This is a genomic window from Pseudomonas sp. 57B-090624, assembly GCF_003234055.1.
Taxonomy (GTDB): domain Bacteria; phylum Pseudomonadota; class Gammaproteobacteria; order Pseudomonadales; family Pseudomonadaceae; genus Metapseudomonas; species Metapseudomonas tohonis.
In genome coordinates this window covers 76,027-100,900 of record NZ_QKRU01000012.1, presented here as the reverse complement: position 1 = coordinate 100,900, position 24,874 = coordinate 76,027, and the positions used below count along the sequence as shown (strand labels likewise).

24 protein-coding genes are annotated in these 24,874 nt (G+C 67.6%); 7 read left to right on the top strand and 17 right to left on the bottom strand.

The genetic code is table 11. The features are described from left to right. Window positions 1–64: 64 nt before the first annotated feature. The gene (locus DMX10_RS08205; RefSeq protein WP_111260638.1) at window positions 65–379 is read right to left on the bottom strand and encodes a 3-phosphoglycerate kinase; all 315 of its coding nucleotides are present in this window, start codon (window positions 377–379) and stop codon (window positions 65–67) included. 104 nt (window positions 380–483) lie between these two features. On the opposite strand from DMX10_RS08205, the gene DMX10_RS08200 reads away from it, so the two are divergent. The 5 genes from DMX10_RS08200 (at window position 484) to DMX10_RS08180 (ending at window position 5,289) form a co-directional block, all read left to right on the top strand. Then, the gene (locus DMX10_RS08200; protein ID WP_111260637.1) at window positions 484–1,410 is read left to right on the top strand and encodes a LysR family transcriptional regulator; all 927 of its coding nucleotides are present in this window, start codon (window positions 484–486) and stop codon (window positions 1,408–1,410) included. A gap of 12 nt (window positions 1,411–1,422) precedes the next feature. Next, on the top strand, window positions 1,423–2,223 hold the full coding sequence (locus DMX10_RS08195; RefSeq protein ID WP_111260636.1) for an alpha/beta fold hydrolase: 801 nt from the start codon (window positions 1,423–1,425) through the stop codon (window positions 2,221–2,223). A gap of 2 nt (window positions 2,224–2,225) precedes the next feature. After that, complete coding sequence (locus DMX10_RS08190; protein WP_111260635.1) at window positions 2,226–2,780, top strand: peptidylprolyl isomerase; 555 nt, start codon at window positions 2,226–2,228, stop codon at window positions 2,778–2,780. Window positions 2,781–2,834: 54 nt separating this feature from the next. Next, window positions 2,835–4,664, top strand: a complete 1,830-nt coding sequence (locus tag DMX10_RS08185) for an ABC transporter ATP-binding protein (RefSeq protein ID WP_111260634.1) — start codon at window positions 2,835–2,837, stop codon at window positions 4,662–4,664. A 361-nt stretch (window positions 4,665–5,025) separates the two neighbouring features. Next, complete coding sequence (locus tag DMX10_RS08180; protein ID WP_111260633.1) at window positions 5,026–5,289, top strand: DUF2790 domain-containing protein; 264 nt, start codon at window positions 5,026–5,028, stop codon at window positions 5,287–5,289. Between the two features lie 21 nt (window positions 5,290–5,310). Here the strand turns inward: DMX10_RS08180 and DMX10_RS08175 are convergent, their stop codons facing one another. The 6 genes from DMX10_RS08175 to DMX10_RS08150 form a co-directional block, all read right to left on the bottom strand. Further along, window positions 5,311–6,444 carry a GNAT family N-acetyltransferase gene (locus tag DMX10_RS08175; RefSeq protein WP_111260632.1) on the bottom strand — a complete coding sequence of 378 codons (1,134 nt, stop codon included), beginning with the start codon at window positions 6,442–6,444 and terminating at the stop codon, window positions 5,311–5,313. A 330-nt stretch (window positions 6,445–6,774) separates the two neighbouring features. Continuing rightward, window positions 6,775–8,106: an OprO/OprP family phosphate-selective porin gene (locus DMX10_RS08170; RefSeq protein ID WP_111260631.1), complete on the bottom strand. Its 1,332-nt coding sequence runs from the start codon at window positions 8,104–8,106 to the stop codon at window positions 6,775–6,777. 270 nt (window positions 8,107–8,376) lie between these two features. Next, window positions 8,377–8,610: an anti-sigma factor gene (locus DMX10_RS08165; RefSeq protein WP_111260630.1), complete on the bottom strand. Its 234-nt coding sequence runs from the start codon at window positions 8,608–8,610 to the stop codon at window positions 8,377–8,379. Continuing rightward, window positions 8,604–9,215, bottom strand: coding sequence for an RNA polymerase sigma factor (locus DMX10_RS08160; protein WP_111260629.1), 612 nt, complete (start codon window positions 9,213–9,215; stop codon window positions 8,604–8,606). The genes DMX10_RS08165 and DMX10_RS08160 overlap by 7 nt, the downstream gene beginning before the upstream one ends. After that, on the bottom strand, window positions 9,215–10,336 hold the full coding sequence (locus DMX10_RS08155; protein ID WP_111260628.1) for a beta-ketoacyl-ACP synthase III: 1,122 nt from the start codon (window positions 10,334–10,336) through the stop codon (window positions 9,215–9,217). Before DMX10_RS08155 ends, DMX10_RS08160 begins: the two co-directional genes overlap by 1 nt. Window positions 10,337–10,854: 518 nt before the next feature. Beyond that, the gene (locus tag DMX10_RS08150) at window positions 10,855–11,286 is read right to left on the bottom strand and encodes an HIT family protein (RefSeq protein ID WP_111260627.1); all 432 of its coding nucleotides are present in this window, start codon (window positions 11,284–11,286) and stop codon (window positions 10,855–10,857) included. Between the two features lie 145 nt (window positions 11,287–11,431). On the opposite strand from DMX10_RS08150, the gene DMX10_RS08145 reads away from it, so the two are divergent. Next, complete coding sequence (locus DMX10_RS08145) at window positions 11,432–12,202, top strand: class I SAM-dependent methyltransferase (protein WP_111260626.1); 771 nt, start codon at window positions 11,432–11,434, stop codon at window positions 12,200–12,202. On the opposite strand, the gene DMX10_RS08140 is transcribed toward DMX10_RS08145, so the two are convergent. After that, window positions 12,199–13,101, bottom strand: a complete 903-nt coding sequence (locus DMX10_RS08140) for a LysR family transcriptional regulator (protein WP_111260625.1) — start codon at window positions 13,099–13,101, stop codon at window positions 12,199–12,201. The genes DMX10_RS08145 and DMX10_RS08140 overlap by 4 nt on opposite strands. 100 nt (window positions 13,102–13,201) lie before the next feature. Between DMX10_RS08140 and DMX10_RS08135 the strand changes: the two genes are divergently transcribed. Next, complete coding sequence (locus tag DMX10_RS08135; protein ID WP_111260624.1) at window positions 13,202–14,374, top strand: MFS transporter; 1,173 nt, start codon at window positions 13,202–13,204, stop codon at window positions 14,372–14,374. A gap of 64 nt (window positions 14,375–14,438) precedes the next feature. Here DMX10_RS08135 and DMX10_RS08130 read toward each other — a convergent pair whose 3' ends face one another. The 9 genes from DMX10_RS08130 to DMX10_RS08090 form a co-directional block, all read right to left on the bottom strand. Beyond that, entirely contained in the window at window positions 14,439–14,957 is a 519-nt protein-coding gene (locus DMX10_RS08130) for a putative adhesin (RefSeq protein ID WP_111260623.1), read from the bottom strand. Between the two features lie 184 nt (window positions 14,958–15,141). Continuing rightward, on the bottom strand, window positions 15,142–15,441 hold the full coding sequence (locus tag DMX10_RS08125; RefSeq protein ID WP_111260622.1) for a HigA family addiction module antitoxin: 300 nt from the start codon (window positions 15,439–15,441) through the stop codon (window positions 15,142–15,144). A 10-nt stretch (window positions 15,442–15,451) separates the two neighbouring features. After that, window positions 15,452–15,628, bottom strand: a complete 177-nt coding sequence (locus tag DMX10_RS33560; protein ID WP_256604774.1) for a type II toxin-antitoxin system RelE/ParE family toxin — start codon at window positions 15,626–15,628, stop codon at window positions 15,452–15,454. A 366-nt stretch (window positions 15,629–15,994) separates the two neighbouring features. Beyond that, window positions 15,995–17,035 (bottom strand): AAA family ATPase, encoded by a 1,041-nt coding sequence (locus DMX10_RS08115; RefSeq protein ID WP_111260621.1) that lies wholly within the window; start codon window positions 17,033–17,035, stop codon window positions 15,995–15,997. A 1-nt stretch (window position 17,036) separates the two neighbouring features. Then, the gene (gene pnuC / locus DMX10_RS08110) at window positions 17,037–17,627 is read right to left on the bottom strand and encodes a nicotinamide riboside transporter PnuC (protein WP_111260620.1); all 591 of its coding nucleotides are present in this window, start codon (window positions 17,625–17,627) and stop codon (window positions 17,037–17,039) included. 122 nt (window positions 17,628–17,749) lie between these two features. Then, entirely contained in the window at window positions 17,750–18,274 is a 525-nt protein-coding gene (locus DMX10_RS08105) for a DUF3087 domain-containing protein (RefSeq protein ID WP_111260664.1), read from the bottom strand. A gap of 15 nt (window positions 18,275–18,289) precedes the next feature. Further along, window positions 18,290–22,189 (bottom strand): ATP-dependent RNA helicase HrpA, encoded by a 3,900-nt coding sequence (hrpA, locus tag DMX10_RS08100; protein ID WP_111260619.1) that lies wholly within the window; start codon window positions 22,187–22,189, stop codon window positions 18,290–18,292. A gap of 114 nt (window positions 22,190–22,303) precedes the next feature. After that, complete coding sequence (locus DMX10_RS08095) at window positions 22,304–23,131, bottom strand: SGNH/GDSL hydrolase family protein (protein ID WP_111260618.1); 828 nt, start codon at window positions 23,129–23,131, stop codon at window positions 22,304–22,306. Window positions 23,132–23,424: 293 nt separating this feature from the next. Then, window positions 23,425–24,873 carry an efflux transporter outer membrane subunit gene (locus DMX10_RS08090; protein WP_111260617.1) on the bottom strand — a complete coding sequence of 483 codons (1,449 nt, stop codon included), beginning with the start codon at window positions 24,871–24,873 and terminating at the stop codon, window positions 23,425–23,427. Window position 24,874 lies beyond the last annotated feature (1 nt).

The window sequence follows — 24,874 nt, the reverse complement described above, 5'->3', positions numbered from 1 at the left end:
TGATTTATAAAGAAGCCCTCACTAGGCTTGAGCCTTGTGCTGACTTACTTTCAGGAGTTTTCGCCTAGGCGGGCTTGCAGGTAAGGCCGATGCGCAGACGGATGATGCTGCGGTTGAACTTGGCCGTGAGGTAGACGCTCTTGCCACCCTCGATCACCGCGCGGCGGATCTTCGGGGTCTCCGGGCCGTTGGTGAAGCGCACCGTGCATTCGGCGCGGGCCTCGCCCAGGTTGTAGACGTTGATCGACCCCATGTTGTGATCGATGTCATCGGTCGTGTAGGTGATCTCGCTACCGTTGTATTGCTTCTCCACCTCGATGGGGTAGGCGAAGGCGGCGACGGGCAGGCAGGCCAGCAGGGCACAGAGCGTTCTTTTCATTGGAGGTCTCCAGCGCGGGACCGCCAGCTTACACAGAGCGTCAGGCGAGGTCATCGGCACGGCCGCATGTTTCCTGACCGATACACAAGAAGAAGGAGCAAGGCATGAAAGCGCCCCGGGTAACCCTGGATCAGTGGCGGACCCTGCAGGCGGTGGTCGATCACGGCGGCTTCGCCCAGGCGGCGGAGGCCACCCACCGTTCGCAGTCGTCGGTCAGCTACACCGTGGCCCGCATGCAGGAACAACTGGGCGTACCGTTGCTGCGTATCGACGGACGCAAGGCCGTGCTCACCGAGGCCGGCGAGGTGCTGCTGCGGCGCTCGCGGCAACTGGTGAAGTCCGCCAGCCAGCTGGAGGAGCTCGCCCACCACATGGAACAGGGCTGGGAAGCCGAGGTGCGCCTGGTCGTGGATGCCGCCTACCCCACCGCCCGCCTGCTGCGCGCCCTGGCCGCCTTCATGCCGCAGAGCCGTGGCTGCCGCGTGCGCCTGCGCGAGGAGGTGCTGTCCGGCGTCGAGGAAGTGCTGCTCGAAGGCACCGCCGACCTCGCCATCACCGGCCTCAACATCCCCGGCTACCTGGGCACCGAACTGTGCAACGTCGAGTTCGTCGCCGTCGCCCACCCCGACCACCCGCTGCACCGCCTGCAGCGCGACGTCACCTTCCAGGACCTGGAGACCCAGCTGCAGGTGGTGATCCGCGACTCCGGCCGCACCCAGCCGCGCGATGTCGGCTGGCTCGGCGCCGAGCAACGCTGGACGGTCGGCAGCCTGGCCACCGCCGCCAACTTCGTCAGCAACGGCCTGGGCTTCGCCTGGCTGCCACGCCACATCATCGAGCGCGAACTCAAGGAAGGCCTGCTCAAGCCGCTGCCCATGGACCAGGGCGGCACCCGGCACCCCGGTTTCTTCCTCTACGCCAACAAGGAGAAGGCGCTCGGCCCGGCCTCGCAGATCCTCGTCGAGCTGATCAAGACCTTCGACTCGGCACCGCTCAACGCGCCCTTCGCCGCCCCCCTGCCCAACGCCTGAGGAAGAGACGCCATGCCCTGGTTCGACAACGACGGCTGCCAGCTGCACTACGAGGAATACGGCCAGGGCGCGCCCCTGCTGCTGGTGCACGGCCTCGGCTCCAGCACCCGCGACTGGGAATACCAGGTGCCGGTGCTCGCCGCCCGCTACCGGGTGATCGCCCTCGACGTGCGCGGCCACGGCCGCTCCGACAAGCCCGAGGGCCCCTACGCCATCGCCGACTTCGCCGATGACGTCGCCGCGCTGATCGGACACCTGCAACTGCCGCCCGTGCACCTGGTGGGCATCAGCATGGGCGGCATGATCGGCTTCCAGCTCGGCGTCGACCGCCCCGAACTGCTCAGGAGCCTGACCATCGTCAACAGCGGGCCCGAGGTGAAGCCGAAGACCCCGCGCGACTACTGGGAGATCGCCCGGCGCTGGACCCTCTCGCGCCTGATGAGCCTGGACACCATCGCCAAGGCCCTGGCCCGCCTGCTGTTCCCCCGCCCTGAACAGGCCGAGCTGCGGCGCAAGGTGGAAGAACGCTGGCCGCAGAACGACAAGCGTGCCTACCTCGCCTCCCTCGACGCCATCATCGGCTGGGGCGTGCGGGAACGCCTCGGCCGCATCACCTGTCCTACGCTGGTGATCACGGCCGACCGCGACTACACCCCGGTCGCGCAGAAGGAGGCCTATGTAAGGGAAATGCCCGACGCGCGCCTGGTGGTCATCCAAGACTCCCGCCACGCTACACCGCTGGATCAACCACAACGCTTCAACGCCACCCTCCTCGGCTTCCTCGACGAAGTCGAGGCCAACAAGGAACGATGACAATGCTGAAGAAAATCGCCCTCGCGGCCTGCGCCCTGCTGTTCACCGCCAACCTCATGGCCGCCGACAAGCCCCACGTGCTGATCACCACCTCGGCCGGCGAGATCGAGCTGGAACTCGACGACGCCAAGGCGCCGATCACCGTGAAGAACTTCCTCGACTACGTGGACGCCGGCTTCTACGACGGCACCGTGTTCCACCGCGTGATCCCGGGCTTCATGATCCAGGGCGGCGGCATGGACGCGTCCATGAACGAGAAGAAGACCCGCGCATCGATCAAGAACGAAGCCGACAACGGCCTGCACAACGTGCGCGGCACCATCGCCATGGCACGTACCCAGGCCACCGACTCGGCCACCAGCCAGTTCTTCATCAACCACCGCGACAACCCGGCCCTGGACCACGGCGCCCGTGGCTTCGGCTACGCCGTGTTCGGCAAGGTGGTGCGCGGCCTCGAGGTGGTCGACCAGATCGCCAACGTGCCCACCGGCAACCGTGGCATGCACCAGAACGTTCCGCTGCAACCGGTGGTGATCCTCTCCGCCAAGCGGCTCTGAACCCCGGCGGCCCGCCACCCCGGCGGGCCGCTTCCCGCGACAAGGACCCGAAGGATGTTTCGCCGCTTCGAACACCTGATCGACACCTTCAAACCCGCTCCCGACAGCATGCCGCCACGTGGCGTCGTGCAGTTCTACCTCCACTACCTGCGCCAGGTCTGGGGGGTGTTCGCGATCCTCCTGCTGGTGGGCCTGGTCGTCGCCCTGATCGACGTCGCCCTCTACAGCTTCCTCGGCCGCATCATCGACCTGGCCCAGCACAGCGCGGCCGACACCTTCTTCGCCGACCACTCCACCGAACTCATCTGGATGCTGGTGGTGGCGCTGATACTGCGCCCGGTCTTCAACGGCCTGCACGACCTGCTGGTGCACCAGAGCATCAACCCCAGCCTGACCAACCTGATCCGCTGGCAGAACCACCGCTACGTGCTCAAGCAGAGCCTGGCCTTCTACCAGAACGACTTCGCCGGGCGCATCGCCCAGCGCATCATGCAGACCAGCAACTCCCTGCGTGATTCGGCCGTGCAGGCGGTGGACGCCATCTGGCACGTGCTGATCTACGCCGTCAGCGCCCTGGTGCTGTTCGCCGAGGCCGACTGGCGGCTGATGATCCCGCTGCTGCTGTGGATCGCCGGCTACATCGCCGCGCTCTGGTACTTCGTGCCCCGGGTCAAGCTGCGCTCGGTGGCCGCCTCGGACTCGCGCTCGCGGCTGATGGGGCGCATCGTCGACGGCTACACCAACATCACCACCCTCAAGCTGTTCGCCCACACCAGCCTGGAGGAGCAGTACGCCCGCGAGGCCCTCAGCGAGCAGGTGCACCGCGTGCAGCAGACCAACCGCATGGTCACCGGCATGGACGTGGTCATCACCACCCTCTCCAGCGTGCTGATCGTCGGCACCACCGGCTTCGCCCTGTGGCTCTGGACCCAGGACATCATCACCGTCGGCGCCATCGCGCTGGCCACCAGCCTGGTCATCCGCATCAACAACATGTCCGGCTGGATCATGTGGGTGGTCAGCGGCATCTTCGAGAACATCGGCCAGGTGCAGGACGGCATGCAGACCATCTCCCAGCCGCGCGCGGTCCAGGACCAGGACGACGCCAAGCCGCTGCAGGTGCCGCGCGGCGAAGTGCGTTTCGAGCACATCGGCTTCCACTACGGCAAGGGCCGCACGGTGTTCGAGGGGCTCGACCTGGAGGTCCGCCCCGGCGAGAAGATCGGCCTGGTCGGCCCCTCGGGCGCCGGCAAGTCCACCCTGGTCAACCTGCTGCTGCGCCTCTACGACCTGGACAGCGGGCGCATCCTGGTGGATGGCCAGGACATCGCCCACATCACCCAGGAAAGCCTGCGCGAGCAGATCGGCATGGTCACCCAGGACACCTCCCTGCTGCACCGTTCGATCCGCGACAACCTGCTCTACGGCAAGCCCGGCGCCACTGACGAGGAACTCTGGGAAGCGGTGCGCAAGGCCCGCGCGGCGGAGTTCATCCCCTACCTCTCCGACGCCCAGGGCCGCACCGGCTTCGACGCCCATGTCGGCGAGCGCGGCGTCAAGCTCTCCGGTGGCCAGCGCCAGCGCATCGCCATCGCCCGCGTGCTGCTCAAGGACGCGCCGATCCTGATCCTCGACGAAGCCACCTCGGCGCTGGACTCGGAGGTGGAGGCGGCGATCCAGGAAAGCCTGGAAACCCTCATGCAGGGCAAGACCGTGATCGCCATCGCCCACCGCCTCTCCACCATCGCCCGCATGGACCGCCTGGTGGTGCTCGACCAGGGCCGCGTGGTGGAAAGCGGCAGCCACGCCGAGCTCCTCGCCCAGCGCGGCCTCTACGCCCGCCTCTGGCACCACCAGACCGGCGGCTTCGTCGGGGTGGACTAAACGCAGCCCGAGCACTGACCCGACCTCCGCACGGTGGAGGTAAAGAGCGACCTCCACCCTACGTCACGGGCGACCCCGAGGCGGCGCACACGTAGGGTGGATGCCGCTTCACCCATCCACCAGCGGTGATGAACGGGGCCGCGATGGCCACCCCAAACACGCTGCCCCCGTGGGTTTCGCCACGACGAACCCACTATCGATACCGATGATCTCGACTACAACAACCATCAATTTCCGCGATGAAAACGGTGGTGGTCATATAGGCCCCGTACAAAGCAGCAACCCAAACCCGTAGCAGGTAGCCATCGCGCACCGGGTTTCAGTTGAGGCTTTCCAACCGCCCAATCGAGGAAAGATCAGCATGAAAATCGCAGCCGCCGTCACCGCCGTCCTCTCCAGCCTGGCCCCCGCCGTCTTCGCCGCCGAAAGCCGCGAGCCGGGCGCCGAACTGACCGCCGTCGAATACCACTACGGCATGAACGTGGACGTGCAGAAAGTCATCTACCGCACCGACAACACCAGCAAATCCGGCGTCGTGCCCGTGGTGCTGGTCTACGAGGACAGCCAGGGTGAAGTGCACAAGATGAAGTTCCTCGAATGGGGCGGCAGCGTCAGCAACAGCTGATCCCCATCGACGACCGGGGGCTCACTCCCCCGACTTGCGATACGGCAGCAGGCCCCGCGCCTCCTCGGCATAACCGAGGATCGCGGGGCGCTCCTGCTCCAGGAAGCCCGCCACCGCCTCGCGCAGGCCGGGGTGCAGAAGGTAGTGCCAGGAGCGGGTGATCACCGGCTCGAAGCCACGGATCAGCTTGTGCTCGCCCTGGGCGCCGGCGTCGAAGCGCGGCAACCCGGCGGCGATGGCCATGTCGATGCCCTGGTAGAAGCAGGTCTCGAAATGCAGGCGGTCGAACTCCGCCAGGCAACCCCAGTAACGCCCGTACAGCGACCCCGAATCCATCAACGAGAAGGCCATGGCCACCGGCCGCGTACCCTGCTTCGCCAGCACCACGCGAATGGCCTGGGGCATGCGTTCGGCCAACAGGCTGAAGAACACCCGCGTCAGGTACGGCGCCTGGCCGCGCACCTCATAGGTGTTGGCGTAGCAGGCGTAGACGAAATCCCATTCCGCCTCGCTCAGTTCGTTGCCCTCGCGCCACTCGAACCCGATCCCCTGCCCCGCCACCTGCTCGCGCTCCTTGCGCACCTGCTTGCGCTTGCGCGAAGAGAAGGCGTCGAGGAAATCCTGGAAGTCGCGATAGCCGCGGTTGTGCCAGTGGTACTGGCAGCCCAGGCGCTCCAGCCACTGCTCGCGGCCTTGCAGGCGGGCATCGGCGAAGGCGTCGGTGAAGTTGACGTGCAGCCCGGACAGCCCCGCCGTCTCCAGCTCGGGCACCAGTTCATCGAGCAGTTGCGCTGCAGCCGCCTCGTCATGGGCCAGCAGGCGTGCACCCCGCACCGGCGAGAAGGGTACGGCGGCGAGCAGCTTGGGGTAGTACGCGATGCCGGCGCGCTGGCAGGCATCGGCCCAGCCCCAGTCGAATACGTACTCGCCATAGGAATGCGCCTTCACATAGGCCGGCATCGCCGCGAGCAACTCGCCGCCTGCGCCACGCAGCAGGCGATGGGCCGGCCACCAGCCGCTGCGCCCGCCGATGCTGCCGCTGTCCTCCAGGGTGGCGAGGAAGGCATGGCGCAGGAAGGGCTGGTCGTCCTTCAGCAGGGCATCCCAGCTGGAGGCATCGACTTCTGAAAGGCGGGAAAGGGTCTGGATCGGCATGGCGACCAGTCTGGCCTGCGGCGTCGGCGAAAAAAAGCCTGTCGTAGAGAATTCATCGACGATGTTCTTCCGCGGTTGAAGCCGCTCCCACAAAAACACACGCGCCCACCGTGGGAGCGGGTTCATCCGCGATGAGCCCAGAGGGCCCCGCCGCAGGTTGGCGCCGAGCGCAGCGAGGCCCAATGGAGCGGGGCTGGACCTCGCATCGTTGGGTTTCGTGCCTCTACCCAACCTACGACCCCTTGCCCCCTCCCGGACATCGCGAAAAACGCGCCCATAAAAAAGCCCCGCCGAAGCGGGGCTCAAGAAGGAGCGGATGAACGGTATTGCTTAGAACACGTACTGGGCGCGGACCACGAAGCCGTCACCGCTGTCATCACCAACACGGTTGGTGAAGTGGTCGGTCTTGGCCTTGGTGTACATGCCGCTGATCTTCACCGCTTCGTTGGCGTACCAGTTCACACCGATGTTGTGGACCTTGGCTTCGGTGTCTTCGGCACCACGCAGGAAGGTCTGGTTGGCAGCGGCCAGCACGGCAACGTCGTTGTCAGCCGAGATGCTGTCGTAGCGGTAGTAGATTTCCCAGGCGCCGGTCTGCTTGTTGGCAGGCTTGATGGCGTCGAACTTGCCCATTTTGTAGCCACGCGCTTCACCGGTCAGGGTGTAGGCGGCCTGGACGTAGAAGCCATCGGCTTCCAGATCGGACTGGGCGCCAGCGGAGTCGGTCTCGCGCTTCATCCACTCACCCTGGATGGAGAACGGGCCGGAGGCGAAAGCGGCTTCCAGGCCGAAGGCGGTGTCGTCATCCCAGAAGGACGTGGCGGAGTTGGTACCGGCCAGTACGGCGCGGTTGCCAAGGTTGCCGGAAGCGTTACCACCGTTGGTGTCCACGCCACGCATGCCCAGACGGGAGCGGTAGCGAACGTCGGCACCGGCTACGTCGTCCAGTTTGCGCTGGGCGAAGTTCACGCCGAAGTGCAGCACGTTGCCGGCTTCGGCCATCGGGGCGAACACGCCACGGGCGTTGAACTGCTTGACGCTGTCGCCTTCGTCGTCGTTGGCGTCCTTGCTGGTCAGGCTGGTGGAAACGTAGCCGTAGTTGCTGATCAGCGCCTGGACCTGAACGCCGAGGCCGTCCTGGTGGGTGTTGGCCCAGTCGATCACTTCGTTCATGGCGTTACGCTCGAGAGCGGTCACCCACTTGGAGCTGGTGGCTTTTTCCAGGCCGAAGTCGGGGTCGAAACGACCGACGCGGATGGTGATCGGGTTGAAGCCGGTGTAGCTGATCGAGGCTTCGTCGAAGTTACCGCTGTTGGCAGCACCGCTGCTGTTGCCGGAGTTCTCGGAGAAGTCATAGGCAACGGCGTAGGCCCAGTCGGTGTAGGCGATGCCGGAGAGTTCCAGGTAGGCGCGGCGGAAGTAGGCAGCGTCGCCGGTGTCGCCGTTGCGGGTGTACAGGCCATCGAAGCGACCGTAGTCGGCTTGCAGGCGGCCACCCAGCTTGAAGGCGAAGGACTTGTCGGTGGTAGCGACTTCAAGGCCGCCCTTGGTCTTGATAACGATGTCGGTGCCGTCGGTGGTGACGGTACCAGCGAAAGCCTGGGCGGAAATGGCCAGAGCCATGGCGCTGGCGGCAAAACCGGCGAAGTGCTTACGGATCATCGAAGATTCCCCTGTTGGTCTTTAGTGCTGGAAAACACCCGAGCGTTGGGCTCGTTCGTGCTGGAGGGGAATGTTGGCGGGGGGTTATTTCAGCTCAGTTGCTTTTAGATAAATGTTTTATGACAAAGGAACTTTTTCATCGCCATTGGAAATATAGGGAAAACCGCTCTAGGACGGACTTTCCAGCCAAGCGAAGCGGCGAGTTGTCGCAGAGGGGTGCGCCGCCGAATATGACAACACGACTGAAATGTTACGGCGCGATGACCTGGCTCAGGGGGCTTCGTTGCGTGCCCGGGCGAGCCGTTCGGCCAGTTGTTCGGCACCTGGCGGGGTTGCTTCGGGCAATTGCCGGAGCACGTCCCGGGTGAGGTGGAGCTGGGCGAGGAAGCGCCGGCAGTGAGGGCAGACCAGCAGGTGCTGGCGCACGCCCAGGCGCTGCACGAAGCCCAGTTGGCCGTCGATGTAGTCGCTGGATCGGGCGACCAGTTCCCGGCAGTTCAGCATTGGCCTGTCTCCTCGAAGTGCTCCAGGGTGGCGAACAGCTTGAGGCGCCCGCGATGCAGCAGCACCCGGACATTGGAGAGCGAAACTTCCAGCAGGTTACAGATATCCTGCAATTCCAGGCCCTGGCGCTCACGCAGCAGCAGCACGCTGCGCTGCAGGTCGGACAGGCTCAGCAGGGTCTTCTCCAGGCACTCGCGCAGCTCCTCCTCGGCCAGCAGGGCCTCGGGGGAATCTTCGTGCCAGGTGGCAGGGCCGGCCAACCAGTGGCCGTCGGCCGCGAAGCGCGTGTCATCCACGGTGCCGTGGGGCGCGGGCAGATCGTCGAGCAGGACTTCGCGGCGGCTCTGCTTGAGGCGGGTGCGGGCGGTGTTGGCGACTATGGTCAGCAGCCAGGTCTTGAGGCTGGAGCGCTGCTGGAAACCGTCCAGGCTGCGCACCACGGCGAGCCAGGCGTCCTGCACCACTTCGTCGGCATGGGGGCTGCCGACGATGGCGAAGGCCACGGCGCGCATGGCGCCCTGGTAGGTATCGATGAGTTCGCGGAACGCCCGCTGCTGCCCCGCCCTGAGGCGCGGCAGCAGTTCGTCGTCCGCGGGAGCGGCCATCAACGCTTGCGCAGGATCACGCTGCCGATGGAGTAGCCGGCACCGAAGGAGCTGAGCACGCCCAGGGCGCCGCTGGGCAGGTCGTCCTGGTACTTGTGGAAGGCGATCACCGAACCGGCGGAGCTGGTGTTGGCGTAGGTGTCGAGGATCACCGGCGCCTCGTGGGCCTCGGCGTCGCGACCCAGCAGCTTGCGGGCGATCAGCAGGTTCATGTTGAGGTTGGCCTGGTGCAGCCAGAAGCGTTTCACGTCGGCGACCTCCAGCTCGTTCTCCTGCAGGTGCGCGGCGATCAGCTCGGCGACCATGGGGCAGACGTCGCGGAACACCTTGCGGCCTTCCTGCACGAACAGCTTGTCGCGGGTACCGATGCCCTCTTCCGCCGCGCGGTTGAGGAAGCCGAAGTTGTTGCGGATGTTGTTGGAGAACTGGGTCAGCAGCTTGGTGCCGACGATGTCGAACTGGTGCTTCGAGGTGGCCTGGTCGGCACGCTCGATGATCACCGCGGTGGCCGCGTCGCCGAAGATGAAGTGGCTGTCGCGGTCGCGGAAGTTCAGGTGGCCGGTGCAGATTTCCGGGTTGACCATGAGGATGGCCCGGGCCTGGCCGGTCTGCACGGCGGTGGTCGCCGCCTGGATGCCGAAGGTGGCCGAGGAGCAGGCGACGTTCATGTCGTAGCCGAAGCCCTGGATGCCCAGCGCGGCCTGGACCTCGATGGCCACTGCCGGGTAGGCACGTTGCAGGTTGGAGCAGGCGACGATCACGCCGTCGATGTCGGCGGCGGTGCGGCCGGCGCGTTCCAGGGCCTGCTTGGCGGCACCGACGGCCATTTCGCAGAGCACGCCCCACTCTTCGTTGGAACGCTCGGGAATGCGCGGAACCATGCGTTGCGGGTCGAGGATGCCGTCCTTGTCCATCACGAAGCGGCTCTGGATCCCCGAGGCCTTCTCGATGAAGGCGACGCTGGATTCGCTCAGCGCCTCGACCTCGCCACGCTCGATGGCAGCGGCGTTCTCGGCATTGAAGGCCTGGACATAGGCGTTGAAGGAAGCCACCAGTTCTTCGTTGGAGATGCTCTGGGACGGGGTGTAAAGGCCGGTGCCACTGATCACGACGTTGTGCACGGTCGATCCTCTCGTTACTGGGCTGTGGGCAGGCACAGCCGGTTGGGCAGTTGGGCGCTGGACGAAGGCTCGGTCAGCGTCGGAAATGGGTCACCTCGCCTGGACGAGGTGGAACAGCGAATCCTTGTTGTGCAGACACGCCGGGCGGTTCACGGCGACGGGGCGGAGGGTTCCTCTCGCGGGTCGCCGCAGGATAGCAACGGCCCCGCCCGCAAGGCGCGAATTCTGCCACAGCGCGGGCTCTTCCGGGGTATCCGCGCCGCTGCGTCAGACCATCGGCCAGCGCCGCCACGAGTGCCTGGAAGGCTGCTCGGCGGGGCTGGAATGCGCCCGGCAGGTAGGATTGATCCTACAAATGCCTCCGTTCGTTGTGGTTATAGATGCTCGGCACGGCACCCGGGACACAGGTGGACGAGTGGGAAAATCGGCTTATGTGCGGCTAAAAAGGCCAAATCGATCGCCCACGGGACGCGAACGGCCGGCTTCTCGGCCGGCCGTCCATAACCTGAGACAAGGCGTCAGAGGCGCTTGAGCAGACGCGCCTGCAACGCCTCCAGCTCCGCCGGATCGGCCTTCTTGCTGGCATGGATGCCCAGGGCCTCGCCCTCGAAACGCGGAACGATGTGCATGTGGATGTGGAACACCGTCTGCCCAGCCGGGGCCCCGTTGAACTGCGCCACCTGCACGCCGGCCGGCTCCAGCTCATCCACCAGCACGCGGGCCAGGCGCTGCACCACGGCCATGACCTTGGCCAGGGCGTCGGGGTCGATATCGAGGATGTTGCGCGCCGCCGAGCGCTTGGGGATCACCAGGGTGTGTCCGTAGGACTGCGGGAAGATATCAAGGAAGGCGAGCACGTCGTCGTCCTCGTAGAGCTTGTAGCAAGGGGCCTCGCCACGAATGATCTGGGCGAAGACGTTCTGCGGATCGTAGGTGCCGTGAAGGCTCATCGTGGCGCTCCATTTGCCGTTTGCTGACCGCGCACCTTAACGCCCGATGCCGCCGGGTTGAACCCCCGCTGCACCTTTCCGGTTTGCAAACCGGCCACGGCGCTTCACCCTTGTGCCCTCGGACCACCCCCGCAAGGAACGCCGCATGACCCGCCAGAAGCCCTCAACGGACATCCTCGAACACAACAGCGCCGCCTGGGACCGCCAGGCCCGGCAGCACTGCGAATGGTCGCGCCCCGTGGACGCCGCCACCGTCGCCGCCGCCCGCGCGGGCGACTGGCAGGTGCGCCTGCCCCCCGGCCCGCTGCCCGCCGGCTGGCTTCCCGAGGTGCGCGGGCTGCGCATCCTCTGCCTGGCCTCGGGCGGCGGCCAGCAGGCCCCGGTGCTGGATGCCTCCGCCGAGCAGCTCGCCCGCGACCGCGAGGTGGCCGAGCGCGACGGCCTGCAGCTGGAGACCCTGCAGGGCGACATGCGCGACCTCTCGGCCCTGGCCGACGCGCGCTTCGACTGCGTGTTCCACCCCATCTCCAACCTCTACGTGCCGGATATCCGCCCCGTCTGGCGCGAATGCTTCCGCGTGCTGCGCCCCGGCGGCCGGCTGCTGTCGAGCTTCTACAACCCGGTGGTGTTCGTCGCCGACCGCGACCCGCAGTACGCCGAGCGGGGCCTGATCAAGCCGCGCTTCACCCTGCCCTATTCCGACCTCGACGACCTGGGCCCGGAGGAACTGGCGGCCAAGCGCGAACGCGGCGAAGCACTGGTGTTCGGCCACAGCCTGGCGCAGCAGATCGGCGGCCAGCTGGAAGCGGGGTTCGTGCTGCGCGGCTTCCACGAAGACGCCCAGCCGAACCCGCGCTTCGTGATCGACAGGTACCTGCCGACCTTCCTCGCCACCTGGGCGGAGAAACCTCTTTAGGGAAGGGGCATCCGCTCGGCAAGAAAGTCCAGCAGCACCCGCACCCGTGTCGGCAGGTACCCGCCCTGACCGACGTACAGCGCGTGAATCGGCTTGCTGTCGCCGGGGTTGTAGTCCTCCAGCACCGCCTGCAGGCGCCCCTCGCGGAGGTCGTCATGCACCTGGAAGCTGGCAAGCCGCGCCAGCCCCAGCCCTGCCAGGGCCAGATGGCGCAAGGCGTCGCCATCGCTGATCAGCAGGTTGCCCCGGGGCGCTTCGTGTTCATCCTCGATGCCCGCGAAAGGCCAGTCACGCCCCGCGCGCTGGTAGTTGAAGTTGAGGCAGTTGTGCCCGGCCAGTTCGGCAGGCGTCACCGGCACGCCGTGGCGGGCCAGGTAGGCAGGCGCCGCCACCACGTGATGAGCCGAGTCGCCGAGCTTGCGTGCCACCAGCCCGGAGTCCTTCAGCGGACCGCTGCGGATCGCCACGTCGGCACGGGTTTCCAGCAGGTCCACCACCGCATCGGTGAGGCTGATGTCGAGGCTCACCTCCGGGTAAAGGGCGAGGAACTCCGGCAGCACCGGGATCAGGTACTGCCGGCCGATGGGCACGTTGCAGCTGATGCGCACCCGCCCATGGGGCCGCGCACTGGCCCCGGCCTCGCGCTCGGCCTCGGCGAGGTCGGCGAGGATGCCCAGGCTGCGCTGGTAGAAGCGCTCGCCTTCCGGCGTCAACCCCAGGCGCCGGGTGGAGCGGTTGAACAGTCGCGCACCAAGCCGCGCCTCCAGCCGCGACACCAGCTTGCTGACCGCCGAAGGTGTCATCCCGCAGGCACGGGCGGCCGTGGTGAAACCGCCGGTTTCCACCACGCGGACGAACACGTCCATCTCGCCGAAGCGGTTGATATCGGGCCGGGACATATGACTTGAACTCACAAGTGATTTGCGCGGAGGCAGTCTATATCAACAAAAAGGGCGTCGATAAGCTGGCCGCCATCGACTAACCCACGGAGCCCGCATCATGCCCGTCGCCCTCTACGCCCTCACCGCCGGTGCCTTCGGCATCGGCGTCACCGAATTCATCATCATGGGATTGTTGCTGGAGGTCGGCGGCGACCTCGGCGTCTCCATTTCCGCCGCCGGCCTGCTGATCTCCGGCTACGCCCTCGGCGTGGTCGCCGGTGCGCCGCTGCTCACCGCTCTCAGCGCACGCTGGCCGCGCAAGACCACCCTGCTGGCGCTGATGGTGATCTTCACCCTCGGCAACCTCGCCTGCGCCCTGGCCCCTGACTACACCACGCTGATGATCGCGCGAGTGCTCACCTCCTTCGCCCACGGCACCTTCTTCGGCGTCGGCTCGGTGGTCGCCACCAGCCTGGTGGCCGCTGACCGCCGCGCCTCGGCCATCGCCGTCATGTTCACCGGCCTCACCGTCGCCACCATCCTCGGCGTGCCCTTCGGCACCTGGCTCGGCCAGGCCATGGGCTGGCGCGCGGCCTTCTGGGCGGTGACCGTGGTCGGTGTGGTGGCGCTGGTGATCATCGCCCTGTTCGTCCCCCGCGACCGCGAGAAGCCCGCCCCCAGCAGCCTGCGCGAAGACTTCCGCGTGCTCGGCCGACCCGCCGTGCTGCTTGGCCTGTTGACCACGGTGCTGGGCTTCGGCGGCGTGTTCACCGTGTTCAGCTACATCGCCCCACTGCTGACCCGCGTCAGCGGCTTCGGCGAAGCGGCGGTCTCTCCGGTGCTGCTGGTGTTCGGCGCCGGCCTGGTGCTGGGCAACCTGCTGGGCGGCCGCCTCGCCGACCGCCGCCTGCTGCCGGCACTCCTCGGCAGCATGGCCGCCCTGGCCGTGGTGCTGGGCCTGATGGGCTTCGTGCTGGAAAACCAGGTCGCGGTGATCGTCTTCACCTTCCTGCTCGGCGTCGCCGGCTTCGCCACCGTGCCGCCACTGCAGATCTGGGTGCTGGAAAAGGCCGAAGGTGCCGGCCAGAGCGTGGCCGCCAGCTTCAACATCGCCGCCTTCAACCTGGGCAACGCCCTGGGCGCCTGGCTCGGAGGCAGCGTCATCGACCAGGGCCCCGGCCTCATCGCCCTGCCCTGGGCCGCCGCCAGCCTGCCGATCCTCGCCCTTGCGGTCGCCCTCTTCGCCCTGCGCCTGGAAAAACGCCGCGACGCCCGCCTGGCCGTGGCCTGAGCCAGCCCAACGAAAAAGGCCGCCGCCGGATCACTCCAGCGGCGGCCTTTTTCTGTGGAGCCTGTCAGTTTCTGACCAGCTCCCCGCCCTCCATAATGACATCGCTCAGATTGATCACTTCGCGACATGCCGCCCAATGGCAGTTCCTGCCGCTGAATTCATACAGAAGGTCCTCCAGGAACACGCCCTTGGTCGAACCGATGCCGCTCTGCTGCACCGTCACCAACCTTGACAGGGAGCGAGCCTCACCTAGCTGCAGACTCTGTGGCGACATCAGCACGTAGTTCTTGATCTGATCACCGGCTTCGTAGGTGACGGGCAGACGATCGTTGCTAGCACGCATCGTCTTGCACATCTCCGACAGCCCATTGGTCACGTCGATGAGCTTGCCGATGTCATTGTCCAGCGTGCTCAGGCTGGAAAACTGGCCGCTCTGGTCGGGGCACCAGAAGGTGATGGTGGTGTTCGAAGGCACCGTGATCATCCTCGGGCGATTTCGGTAGACCCGGCAGAACCCGCCATGTCCGGCGAACACCATGATGTTGCACATGAACACGTCGTCATGAATCTCGGCCAGTTTCATGGGTCACTCCATTGACGGTCGCCGAAGGAAAGACGGCAGGGACAGCGGATTGAACATAGCAGCGCGGATTTCGGGGCGCCAAAGCCATCCGTCCCTTGCTCGCCAGCATTCACTCCACCTGGGAGCGGAAAGGCACCCTGTCGAATCGGTGACGGTTTTCCCTGTAGACGATCCAGCCTGCGAGTCAGGCGACGCGAGGGGACACATCGGCCTCGATTTCCGCACCGTGGTCCAGCTCGGCGACCCGCAGATCGTAAGCGGCCTGCAGGTTGAGCCAGGACTGCGCCTCGCCACCGAAGTAGCGGGCCAGTCGCAGCGCGGTGTCGGCGGAAATGGCGCGTCGTTCCTTGACGATCTCGTGCACGCGCGTGGCTGGAACGCGCAGGGCATTGGCCAACGCATTGACGCTCATGTCCAGCGGTACGAGGAACTCTTCGCGGAGGACCTCACCAGGATGGATGGGGCGCATGCCGTTCTTGAGCATTTTTCTCACCTCAGTGGTAATCGACCATCTCGACGTCGTGGCAGTGGCCCTGCTCGAAACGAAAGCACAGCCGCCACTGGTCGTTGATGCGGATGCTGTACTGCCCTGCGCGATCGCCCTTCAAGGCCTCCAGTCGATTGCCGGGCGGCGAGCGCAGGAAATCGATGGACAGCGCCGACTCGAGCATCTGCAGCTTGCGCTCGGCCTGCGGGCGGATCGCCGCAAAACGTGGAGGGCATCGGGTAGAGCTGACGTGTGTGCTTGCAAGCGAAGGACTTGATCATGCCGGCCAACATATTACGCAACGCGTAATACGCAAGACGGAATAGCCTTCGATCTCCAGTAGAAAGGGAAGCACTGCATGTCAGCGACACCTAGTCGGGGCAAGGGTCACCGTAGGTTGGGTAGAGGAACGAAACCCAACATTTCAATGCCCGGCTCCGCTGCGTTGGGCCTCGCTGCGCTCGGCGCCAACCTACGGGACGGTGCATCGCAATGGCATCGATCGCGGATGAATCCGCTCCCACAGGAGCAGCCGCCCCGTAGCCCGGCTTCAGCCCGGGGAGGCGTCGCGCAGATGGGCCAGCACCTGCTGCACCCGCGCCTCCAGCGGGCCGCTGAGCACGTGATAGCGCCAGCCGCGGCGTTGCAGTTCGGCGTGGTACCAGGCCTGTTGGCGGCGGCGGAAGGTTTCGTCCTGACGGGTGCCGTCCTGCACGAAGGGGAAGTCGTCGGCGCAGAGGAAGGTGTGCGCATAGGGGCGTTCGGCCAGGGTGGCCAGCTCGGCCTCGGCGCGGCCGAACATCGCGTGGCTGTAGAACAGCGTGGTCAGCGCCGAGGTATCGCAGACCAGGTAGCGCCCGGCCTCAAGCGCGGCCTGGTCCTCCCGGGCCACCTGGGTACGGCCGATGTGCAGCAGGTCGTCGTATTCCAGCGCGCCGTCCTTCGCCACCCAGTGCTCGCGGCCGAACTCGGCCACGCAGGGGGCATCGAGTGCTGCGGCCAGGGCGATGGCCAGGCTGCTCTTGCCGGTGGATTCGCCACCGAGCAGGACGATGCGCTCGACGAAGTCGGCGTACACCTCGGGGGCGAGGAAGCCGCGCAAGCCGTGGGGATCGGCGCGCAGCCGGGTGCCGGAGACGGGCACGGCGAGGCGCTGCTGATCGACGCAGACGTGCCGCACCGGGTGGCCGAAGACGCCTGCCAGGTGCGCGGCGAAGCCGTCGCCATAGCTTTCGCTGGTGAACACCGCATCCACCGTGGTGCCGAACACCGTTTGGCAGAACTCGGCGACGAACTGGCGCGGCTCGAACTCGGGGGCGTCGTTGTGGGGCAGGTCGGGCAGGCGCTTGCTCTGCTCGCGCCAGGCCTGGATGCGTGCCGGGGTGACGACTTCCGCCTGCACCCCGGGAAAGCGCAGACGCAGCCAGCGTTCGCGACGCTCGGCATCGCAGCCCGGCAGTTCCGGCAGTGACCAGCAGAGCAGAAACAGCCGCTCGCATTGCCCCAGGGCCGCGCGGATCAGCCGCTCATGGCCCAGGTGCAGCGGCGAGAACTTGCCCACCACCAGGCCGGTGCGAAAGGTCGTGTTCATCTCAGGCCGGCTCCTGCCCGGCCAGGGGCGCGGCGGCCTCGCGCAGCTCACGGCGCCAGCGGTACAGGCCGTACCAGGCGTTGCACCAGAACAGCGTGTAGAGCCCGGCGGTGAGGTACAGCTCGCGGGAGGCGTAGAGCGGCACCGCCAGGGTGTTCACCAGCAGCCAGGCGTACCAGTTCTCCAGGCGCCGACGCATCAGCAGCAGCTGCGCCAGCACGCTGAAGGTCAGCACCAGGGAATCCACCAGCGGTGCATAGGCGTCGGTGAAGTGGTGCAGCAGCGCCCCGTAGGCCAGCGCCACCACCACCGCCAGGGCCGCCATCCACGCCAGCGTGCCTGGCGCGGTGCGGCTCACCGGCAGTTGGGTGCCGGCGTTGCCACGCAACCAGGCCCACCAGCCCAGGGCGCTGGTGATGATGAAGAAACCCTGCAGGGTGACGTCGGCATACAGCTGGGATTCGAAGAACAACCAGCCGAACAGCACGCAGCCGAGGATGCCGCTGGACCAGGTGTGCACGCTGTTGCGCGCGGCCAGCAGCACGGCGATCAGGTTCACCAGGTCGGCGACGAGTTCGAGGGTGGAAGGCATGGGATCGTCCCTGTGGGGTGATGCTGTTCCAGTGGTTCCCCGCGTTCGCGAGGATGACGAGTGCGGGGCGGGTCTTTCGTGAGCGTCATTCCCGCGAACGCGGGAACCCGGCAAACGGCGGTTCAGCCGAAGCGCTTGACCGCGTCCAGCCAGTCCCGCTCCAGGCGCCCCTGCTCCGGGTCGAGCCCCAGGGCCAGCATCGCCTCGCGGTGCGCATCGATCTCGCGGACCATCTGGCTGAGGTCGGAGGTGTTGCCGTCCAGCTGGTGCATCTGGGTCACGCCCAGGTGGTAGAAGCGCAGCAGCTTCATCGCCGCCGGGTCGTTCACGGCGACGCCGGCCTTGACCCGGTGCATCAGGTTGGTGACGCGCATCAGGCTGCGCTTGAGCCCCCAGCCATAGACCGCCGACGCCATGAACGGGCGCGGCCAGAACTGCAGGCGCACCAGGGCCACGGTCACCGCCAGCCCGGCCAGCACGCCGGCCAGGTTCCAGCGGAAGTTGTCGCCACCGGGGGTGCCGAACAGCTGCATGCTGGCGGTGGCGAACAGCATGGCCAGGGCGATGAACAGCACGGCGATGCCGATGGTGATGCGCCGGGTCTTCTCGCGGTACAGCTCGGGGCTCATGGGGCGGATTTCGAACAGCACATCACTCACGGATCAACCCTCCACCTGGGTCCACTGCTTGTTGAGACGCTTGTCGGAGACCGCCATCTTCGTCCCCAGCTGCTGGGCGAAGAGGGACACGCGGTACTCCTCCAGCATCCAGCGGTACAGCACCAGCTCGGGGTCGCGCTTGCCTTCCTGGGCATGCTTGGCCAGGCGCGCCTGGTACTGCTCCCAGTAGCCGGCCAGCTCGCCGGACCAGACGCGGTCGCGCTGCAGTTGGGCGCCGATCTTGTCGAAGCGCTGCTCGATGGCCTTGAGGTAGCGCGGCACTTCCTTCAGCCACTCGGCCGGGGTCTCGCGGACGAAACCGGGATACACCAGGTTGCCCAGCTGCGCCTTGATGTCGTTGAGCGCTACCGCCTGGGCCAGGTCGATGCGGCCCTTGAAGCGCTTCTGCAGGCCATGCCAGAGCTTGAGGATGTCCAGGGTCAGGCGGGCCAGGCGTTCGGCGTGCTCGGCCCAGGCGCCGCGCTTCTTCTCCGCCAGCGAGGCCAGGGCCGCGCCGTCGCGGGGCAGGCTGGCTTCGCCGTCGAGGATGCAGCTGTCGAGGCTGGCCAGGAGGATGTCCTCCACCAGCGCGTCGACCCGGCCCATGTCGCGGTACAGCAGGCCCAACTCGGTCAGGCCCGGCAGCTTGCCGCGCAGGTACTTGGCCGGCTCGGCCAGCTGTTGCAGCAGCAGGCGCTGCAGGGCGCGGCGGTGCTGCCAGTCGGCCTCGGCCTGGGTGGGGAAGCGGCTTTCCTTGACGCTGCCTCCCTCCTCCACCAGCGCCGGGTAGACGGTCATGGAAAGGCCGGCGACCTTCTGCTGGGTCTTCTCCGCCACCTGGGCGAAGCCCTTGGCTTCCACCGGGCGCTGCTCGCCCTGCTTCTGCGGGATGGCCAGGGCGGCCTGGCTGGCCTCGGCGAAGCGCGCGGTCAGCTCGGCCAGATCACGGCCTTCGCCAAGGAACTTGCCGCGCGCATCGACCACCTCGATGTTCATCTTCAGGTGGTGCTCCAGCAGGCCGGCGGCCTCCGCCCAGGCCTCCTCGGGCACGCGGGCGCCGGTCATGCGCTGCAGTTCGCGGCCCAGCGCCTCGGGCAGCGAGCCCTGGGCGAAGGCCAGCTTGGCCAGCGCGGCCTTCACGAAATCCGGCACCGGCACGAAGTTCTTGCGGATGGCCTTGGGCAGGTTGCGCACCAGGGCCACGCACTTGGCTTCCAGCAGGCCGGGCACCAGCCAGTCGAGGCGCTCGGCGGGCAGCTGCGGCAGCAGGGGTGCGGGCACCCGCAGGGTCACGCCGTCACGCGGGTGGCCGGGTTCGAAGTGGTAGTCCAGCGGCAGTTGCAGCTCGCCGATGTGCAGGGTGTCCGGGTACTGCGCGGCGGTGACTTCGCTGGCTTCGCGGGCCAGCACGTCTTCCTCGCGCATGATCAGCAGCTCGGGGTTCTTCGCCCGCTCGCGCTCGTACCACTTCTCGAAGCTGGCGGTCTGGTGGATGTCCTCGGGCAGGCGCGCGGCGTAGTAGCCGAAGAGGGTTTCCTCGTCGGCAAGGATGTCGCGGCGGCGGGCCTTGGCCTCCAGCTCGTCGAGGCGTTCCAGCAACTGGCGGTTGGCGGCCAGGCACTTGGCACGGCTGTGGATCTCGCCCCGCACCAGGCCCTCGCGGATGAACAGTTCGCGGGCCACCGGCGGGTCGATGGGGCCGTAGTGCACCGGGCGCCGGCCGACCACGATCAGCCCGTAGAGGGTGACCTGCTCGTAGGCCACGACCTGGCCACGGCGCTTCTCCCAGTGCGGCTCCAGGTGGTTCTTCTTCACCAGGTGACCGGCCAGGGGTTCCAGCCAGTCGGGGTCGATCTTGGCGACCATGCGCGCGAACAGCTTGGTGGTCTCCACCAGCTCGGCGGCCATGATCCACTGCGGCCGCTTCTTGGCGATCACGGTGGAGGGGTGGATCCAGAAACGCCGTTGGCGGGCGCCGAGGTAGTCGCCGTCCTCGCTCTTCTGGCCGATCTGGCTGAGCAGGCCGGAGAGCAGCGCCTTGTGCACGCGCGGGTAGTCCGCCGGCTCCTTGTTGATGGAGAGCTTGAGCTCGCGGCAGATCAGCGTCAGCTGGCGGTGGGCGTCACGCCACTCGCGCAGGCGCATGTAGTTGAGGAAGTTCTTGCGGCACCAGGTGCGCAATGCGTTGGAGCCCAGCGCCTGGCGCTGCTCCTCGAAGCCGCGCCAGAGGTTGACCAGCGCGGCGAAGTCGGAATCGGTGTCCTTCCATTGCGCGTGGGCCTGGTCGGCGGCCTGCTGGCGCTCCATCGGCCGTTCGCGCGGGTCCTGCACCGAGAGCGCGCTGGTGATCAGCAGCACCTCGTCGAGGCTGCCCTGGCTGGCGCCTTCCAGCACCATGCGGCCCAGACGCGGGTCCACCGGCAGGCGTGCCAGCTGGCGGCCCAGGGGCGTGAGCTGGCCCTCGCGGTTCACTGCCGAGAGCTCCTGCAGCAGGGTGAAGCCGTCGCTCACCGCCTTGCCGTCCGGCGGCTCGATGAAGGGGAAGTCGCTGATTTCGCCAAGGCGCAGGTGGAGCATCTGCAGGATCACCGCCGCCAGGTTGGTGCGCAGGATCTCCGGGTCGGTGAATTCGGGGCGGCCGAGGAAATCCTCCTCGCTGTACAGGCGCACGCAGATGCCCGGCTCGACCCGGCCGCAGCGGCCCTTGCGCTGGTTGGCGCTGGCCTGGGACACGGCCTCGATGGGCAGGCGCTGCACCTTGGCGCGGTAGCTGTAGCGGCTGATGCGCGCGGTGCCGCTGTCGATCACGTAGCGGATGCCGGGCACCGTCAGCGAGGTTTCGGCGACGTTGGTGGCGAGCACGATCTTGCGACCCGGCATGGGCGCGAAGATCTTCTGCTGCTCGGCCGGGGTCAGCCGTGCATAGAGCGGCAGCACCTCGGTGTGGCGCAGGTTGGCCTTGCGCAGCACCTCGGCGGCGTCGCGGATCTCGCGCTCGCCGGGGAGGAACACCAGCACGTCGCCCGGGCGCTTGCCCTCGGCGCGCTCGTGGTCGGCGATCTCGTCCAGGGCGCGGAGGATGCCCTGGTCCACCGACAGGTCGTCGAACAGCGGCTCGCCGTTCTCGTCCACCTCGGCGGCCAGGGGCCGGTACCAGGTGTCCACCGGGTAGGTGCGGCCGGAGACTTCGACGATGGGCGCATCGCCGAAGTGCTTGGAAAAGCGCTCCAGGTCGATGGTCGCCGAGGTGATGATGAGTTTCAGGTCCGGGCGGCGCGGCAGCAGGGTCTTCAGGTAGCCCAGGAGGAAGTCGATGTTCAGGCTGCGCTCGTGGGCCTCGTCGACGATGATCGTGTCGTAGCGCTCGAGCAGGCGGTCGTGCTGGGTCTCGGCCAGGAGGATGCCGTCGGTCATCAGCTTGATCAGGCTGCGCTCGTTGGACTGGTCCTCGAAGCGCACCTGGTAGCCCACCAACTCGCCCAGGGGCGTGCCGATCTCCTCGGCCACGCGGGTCGCCACGCTGCGCGCGGCCAGCCGGCGCGGCTGGGTGTGGCCGATCAGGCCGTGGGTGCCGCGGCCGATCTCCAGGCAGATCTTCGGCAGTTGGGTGGTCTTGCCCGAACCGGTCTCGCCGGCGATCACCAGCACCTGGTGTTTCTCCAGCGCGGCCTTGATCTCGTCGCGCTTGGCGGCGATGGGCAGGGCGTCGTCGTAGCACATGCGCGGCACGCTGGCGCGACGGGCCTCGACCTTGGCGCAGGACGCCTGGAAGCGCTCCAGCCACTGGGCGAACTTGGCCTCGTCCGGCTTCTTGTGCAGCTCGTGGAGCTGGCGACGCAGGCGATGGCGGTCGGCGATCAGGGCGTGATCGAGGTTCTTGTGCAGGGAGGCGATGTCGGTCATCAGGCGCTGGGCAATCGTGGCAAAGGCGCGATTGTCGCAGATTCCGCCCCCGCACCGCACCGGCAAGCGCCCCGCGTGCCGATGGCGCGGCGACGCGGGGTGGGGCGGGGCGGCTCAGCGGGTGGCGGTGATCGGCAGGCTGCGCAGCTCGGCCGGCACGGTGCGCAGGGCCAGGTCCTGGGCCTGCAGGGAATTCCAGGCGAAGCCCTGGAGGGCGCTGCTGCTGTCGTGGTCCAGGCGCGCGGTCTGCTCGCTGGACGGTGCCGGCGGCTGTACGCCGTAGATCAGCGCGTAGAACACCGAGGCGGTCAGGTAGCTGCCGCTGTAGCTCGGGTGGCTGCCGTCCTCGATGAACAGGTGCGGTTGCGGCGTGGCCGCCAGGGCCTGCTTCCAGGCCTGGCCGACCGGGGCCAGCAGGGAATGGGTTTCGTTGGCCAGGCCGGTGTAGACGGCATCGAGCTGCGCCTGCATGGCCGGGTTCGCCTGGCGCGCCCAGGTCAGGTAGAGGATCGGCTGGGCGCCGGCCTTGCGTGCCTCGGCGGCCATCAGGCGCACGTATTTGCGGGTCTTCTCGGGGTTGTCCACCGGCATGGTGCTGAAGTCCTGGATCACCACATAGTCCCAGTGCTGGCTGGCCAGCACCTGCTGCACCACACCACGGTTCCAGTGGGCTTCGAGGCTGGCGCCGCCGAAGGTGACGTCGCGCACGTCCAGCGGGCGCGGCTGGGCAGCGTCGAGGGACATCTGCCGGACCATGCGCGGCAGGTCGTTGTAGAAGGTGTAGCTGTTGCCCACGAACAGCACGCTGAGCGGGCGGCCCGTCACGGCCTGTTGCGAGGCGGAACCGATCACCGGTTTCGCGGACGGGTTTTCAGCGGCCACGGTCGGGCCGACGACGACAACTCCCAGCATCCAGGCCAGGAGGATTCGACGCACATTCATACGCATGGAGGTCCCCCAGGAAAGCGTAACGGCGCGGGTCAGGGGCCCGCGGACCGGCGCAGGTTATGCGAATCCACCGCTGTCGCAATGCTGGCAACGGCCAGGGGCGACGGGAGGTCATACCGTTCGGTAGAGCTAGCGAAGCGGCTGGCCCGGGGGCATGGCAGGTCGCGCCCAGGCTGACTCCGCTCGGTGGAGGTAAAGAGCGACCTCCACCCTACGCATCGATCAGGCCCTGCATGGCGCTGTGTGCCCTTGTGCAGGGGCGACTTCATACCCGCAGCCCGGCACCCTCAGGCGCCAGGAGCGCCCTCCCCTTCCAGCGCCTGCCAGCCGCCACCGAGGGCGCGGTAGAGGTCCACCAGCGCCAGGGCGGCGGCGGTGGCGCTGTCCACCTGTTCGGCCTGGTTGGCCAGCAGCGCGTTCTGCACGCTGAGCACGTTGAGGAAGTCCACCGTGCCCTGGTGGTACTGGCGCTCGGCGTTGTCGAGGGCCACGCGGGCGTGTGCCACCGCCTGGTCCAGACTGGCCTGGCGGCGTTGCTGCGCCTGGTAGGCGCCGAGGGTGTCGTCCACTTCGTGCCAGGCGGCGAGCACCGTGCTGCGGTAGGCGATGGCGGCTTCCTGCTGGCGGGCCTTGCTCAGCTCCAGGGTGCCGCGCCGGCGGCCGCCATCGAACAGCGGCAGGCTCAGGGCCGGGCCGAAGGCGAAGCGCCGGGCGTCCCAGCCCAGGTCGTCCAGCTGCAGGGCCTGGAAGCCGAGGTCGCCGGAGAGGGTGATGCGCGGGTAGAAGTCGCCCTCGGCCACGCCTATTTCGGCGGTGGCGGCGTGCAGGGCGGCTTCGGCGCGGCGAATGTCCGGGCGGCGCTCGGCCAGTTCACTGGGCAGGCCCAGGGGCACCCGTGCCGGGCCCGTGGGAATGGCCGGTGCCTCCCGGGCCGCCAGCTCCTCGCGCAATGCGCCGGGCGGCAGCGCCAGCAGCAGGGCCAGGGCATTGGCCAGCTGCGCCTCGCGCTGACGCAGGGGCGGCAGGCGCGATTCGAGGCTGGCCACCTGGGCCGCCGCTTCGGCCACCTCCAGCTGGGTGGCGACGCCATCGGCCAGGCGGGTGCGGTTCAGCGCCAGGCTGCGCCGGGCGATCTCCAGGTTCTGCAACGTGATGGCCAGGGCGTTCTGCGCGCCACGCAGCTCGATGTAGCGCCGCACGGTTTCCGCCGTCACCGCCAGCAGCACGCCCCGGCGGGTCTCCTCGGAGACTTGGACGCCCGCGTCCGCCGCTTCCACCTCGCGCCTTACCCGGCCCCAGAGGTCCAGCTCCCAGGCCATGTCCAGGCCGCCCTGCCAGAGGCTGTAGGCCGCGCGGCCCGACTCGCCGGAGGGGTCGGAGAGGCCGCGCTGGCTGTTGCGCGCGCGACTGTAGCCGGCACCGAGATCGAAGGCTGGCGCCTGCCCGGCGGCCACGCTGCGACGCGCGGCGCGGCTCTGCTCCACGCGGCTGGCAGCAGTGAGCAGGTCGAGGTTCTCGTGGGTGGCGCGGTGGATAAGCGAAGCCAGCAGCGGGTCGCCGAAGCCCTCCCACCAGCGTTCTTCAAGATCGGCCTGGAGTGCGCGGCTCGGCAGGTCGGCGTCGTCGGCCAGGGTCCAGTTCGCGTCCAGCTCGGCGTCGGGCCGGGTGAAGTCCGGGCCGACGCTGCAGGCGCCGAGGCCCATCGCCAGGACCAGCAGGGTCGCGTGTCGACGCATC

What these genes read in the sequence shown, in the direction of transcription:
- DMX10_RS08175 (WP_111260632.1), bottom strand. Translation starts at nt 6,444, where the DNA reads ATGCCGATCCAGACCCTTTCCCGCCTTTCAGAAGTCGATGCCTCCAGC.
- DMX10_RS08145 (WP_111260626.1), top strand. Translation starts at nt 11,432, where the DNA reads ATGACCCGCCAGAAGCCCTCAACGGACATCCTCGAACACAACAGCGCC.
- DMX10_RS08180 (WP_111260633.1), top strand. Translation starts at nt 5,026, where the DNA reads ATGAAAATCGCAGCCGCCGTCACCGCCGTCCTCTCCAGCCTGGCCCCC.
- DMX10_RS08195 (WP_111260636.1), top strand. Translation starts at nt 1,423, where the DNA reads ATGCCCTGGTTCGACAACGACGGCTGCCAGCTGCACTACGAGGAATAC.
- DMX10_RS08095 (WP_111260618.1), bottom strand. Translation starts at nt 23,131, where the DNA reads ATGAATGTGCGTCGAATCCTCCTGGCCTGGATGCTGGGAGTTGTCGTC.
- DMX10_RS08115 (WP_111260621.1), bottom strand. Translation starts at nt 17,035, where the DNA reads ATGAACACGACCTTTCGCACCGGCCTGGTGGTGGGCAAGTTCTCGCCG.
- DMX10_RS08125 (WP_111260622.1), bottom strand. Translation starts at nt 15,441, where the DNA reads ATGCTCAAGAACGGCATGCGCCCCATCCATCCTGGTGAGGTCCTCCGC.
- pnuC (WP_111260620.1), bottom strand. Translation starts at nt 17,627, where the DNA reads ATGCCTTCCACCCTCGAACTCGTCGCCGACCTGGTGAACCTGATCGCC.
- hrpA (WP_111260619.1), bottom strand. Translation starts at nt 22,189, where the DNA reads ATGACCGACATCGCCTCCCTGCACAAGAACCTCGATCACGCCCTGATC.
- DMX10_RS08135 (WP_111260624.1), top strand. Translation starts at nt 13,202, where the DNA reads ATGCCCGTCGCCCTCTACGCCCTCACCGCCGGTGCCTTCGGCATCGGC.
- DMX10_RS08185 (WP_111260634.1), top strand. Translation starts at nt 2,835, where the DNA reads ATGTTTCGCCGCTTCGAACACCTGATCGACACCTTCAAACCCGCTCCC.
- DMX10_RS08160 (WP_111260629.1), bottom strand. Translation starts at nt 9,215, where the DNA reads ATGGCCGCTCCCGCGGACGACGAACTGCTGCCGCGCCTCAGGGCGGGG.
- DMX10_RS08170 (WP_111260631.1), bottom strand. Translation starts at nt 8,106, where the DNA reads ATGATCCGTAAGCACTTCGCCGGTTTTGCCGCCAGCGCCATGGCTCTG.
- DMX10_RS08090 (WP_111260617.1), bottom strand. Translation starts at nt 24,873, where the DNA reads ATGCGTCGACACGCGACCCTGCTGGTCCTGGCGATGGGCCTCGGCGCC.
- DMX10_RS08205 (WP_111260638.1), bottom strand. Translation starts at nt 379, where the DNA reads ATGAAAAGAACGCTCTGTGCCCTGCTGGCCTGCCTGCCCGTCGCCGCC.
- DMX10_RS08150 (WP_111260627.1), bottom strand. Translation starts at nt 11,286, where the DNA reads ATGAGCCTTCACGGCACCTACGATCCGCAGAACGTCTTCGCCCAGATC.
- DMX10_RS08190 (WP_111260635.1), top strand. Translation starts at nt 2,226, where the DNA reads ATGCTGAAGAAAATCGCCCTCGCGGCCTGCGCCCTGCTGTTCACCGCC.
- DMX10_RS08130 (WP_111260623.1), bottom strand. Translation starts at nt 14,957, where the DNA reads ATGAAACTGGCCGAGATTCATGACGACGTGTTCATGTGCAACATCATG.
- DMX10_RS08165 (WP_111260630.1), bottom strand. Translation starts at nt 8,610, where the DNA reads ATGCTGAACTGCCGGGAACTGGTCGCCCGATCCAGCGACTACATCGAC.
- DMX10_RS08200 (WP_111260637.1), top strand. Translation starts at nt 484, where the DNA reads ATGAAAGCGCCCCGGGTAACCCTGGATCAGTGGCGGACCCTGCAGGCG.
- DMX10_RS33560 (WP_256604774.1), bottom strand. Translation starts at nt 15,628, where the DNA reads ATGCTCGAGTCGGCGCTGTCCATCGATTTCCTGCGCTCGCCGCCCGGC.
- DMX10_RS08140 (WP_111260625.1), bottom strand. Translation starts at nt 13,101, where the DNA reads ATGTCCCGGCCCGATATCAACCGCTTCGGCGAGATGGACGTGTTCGTC.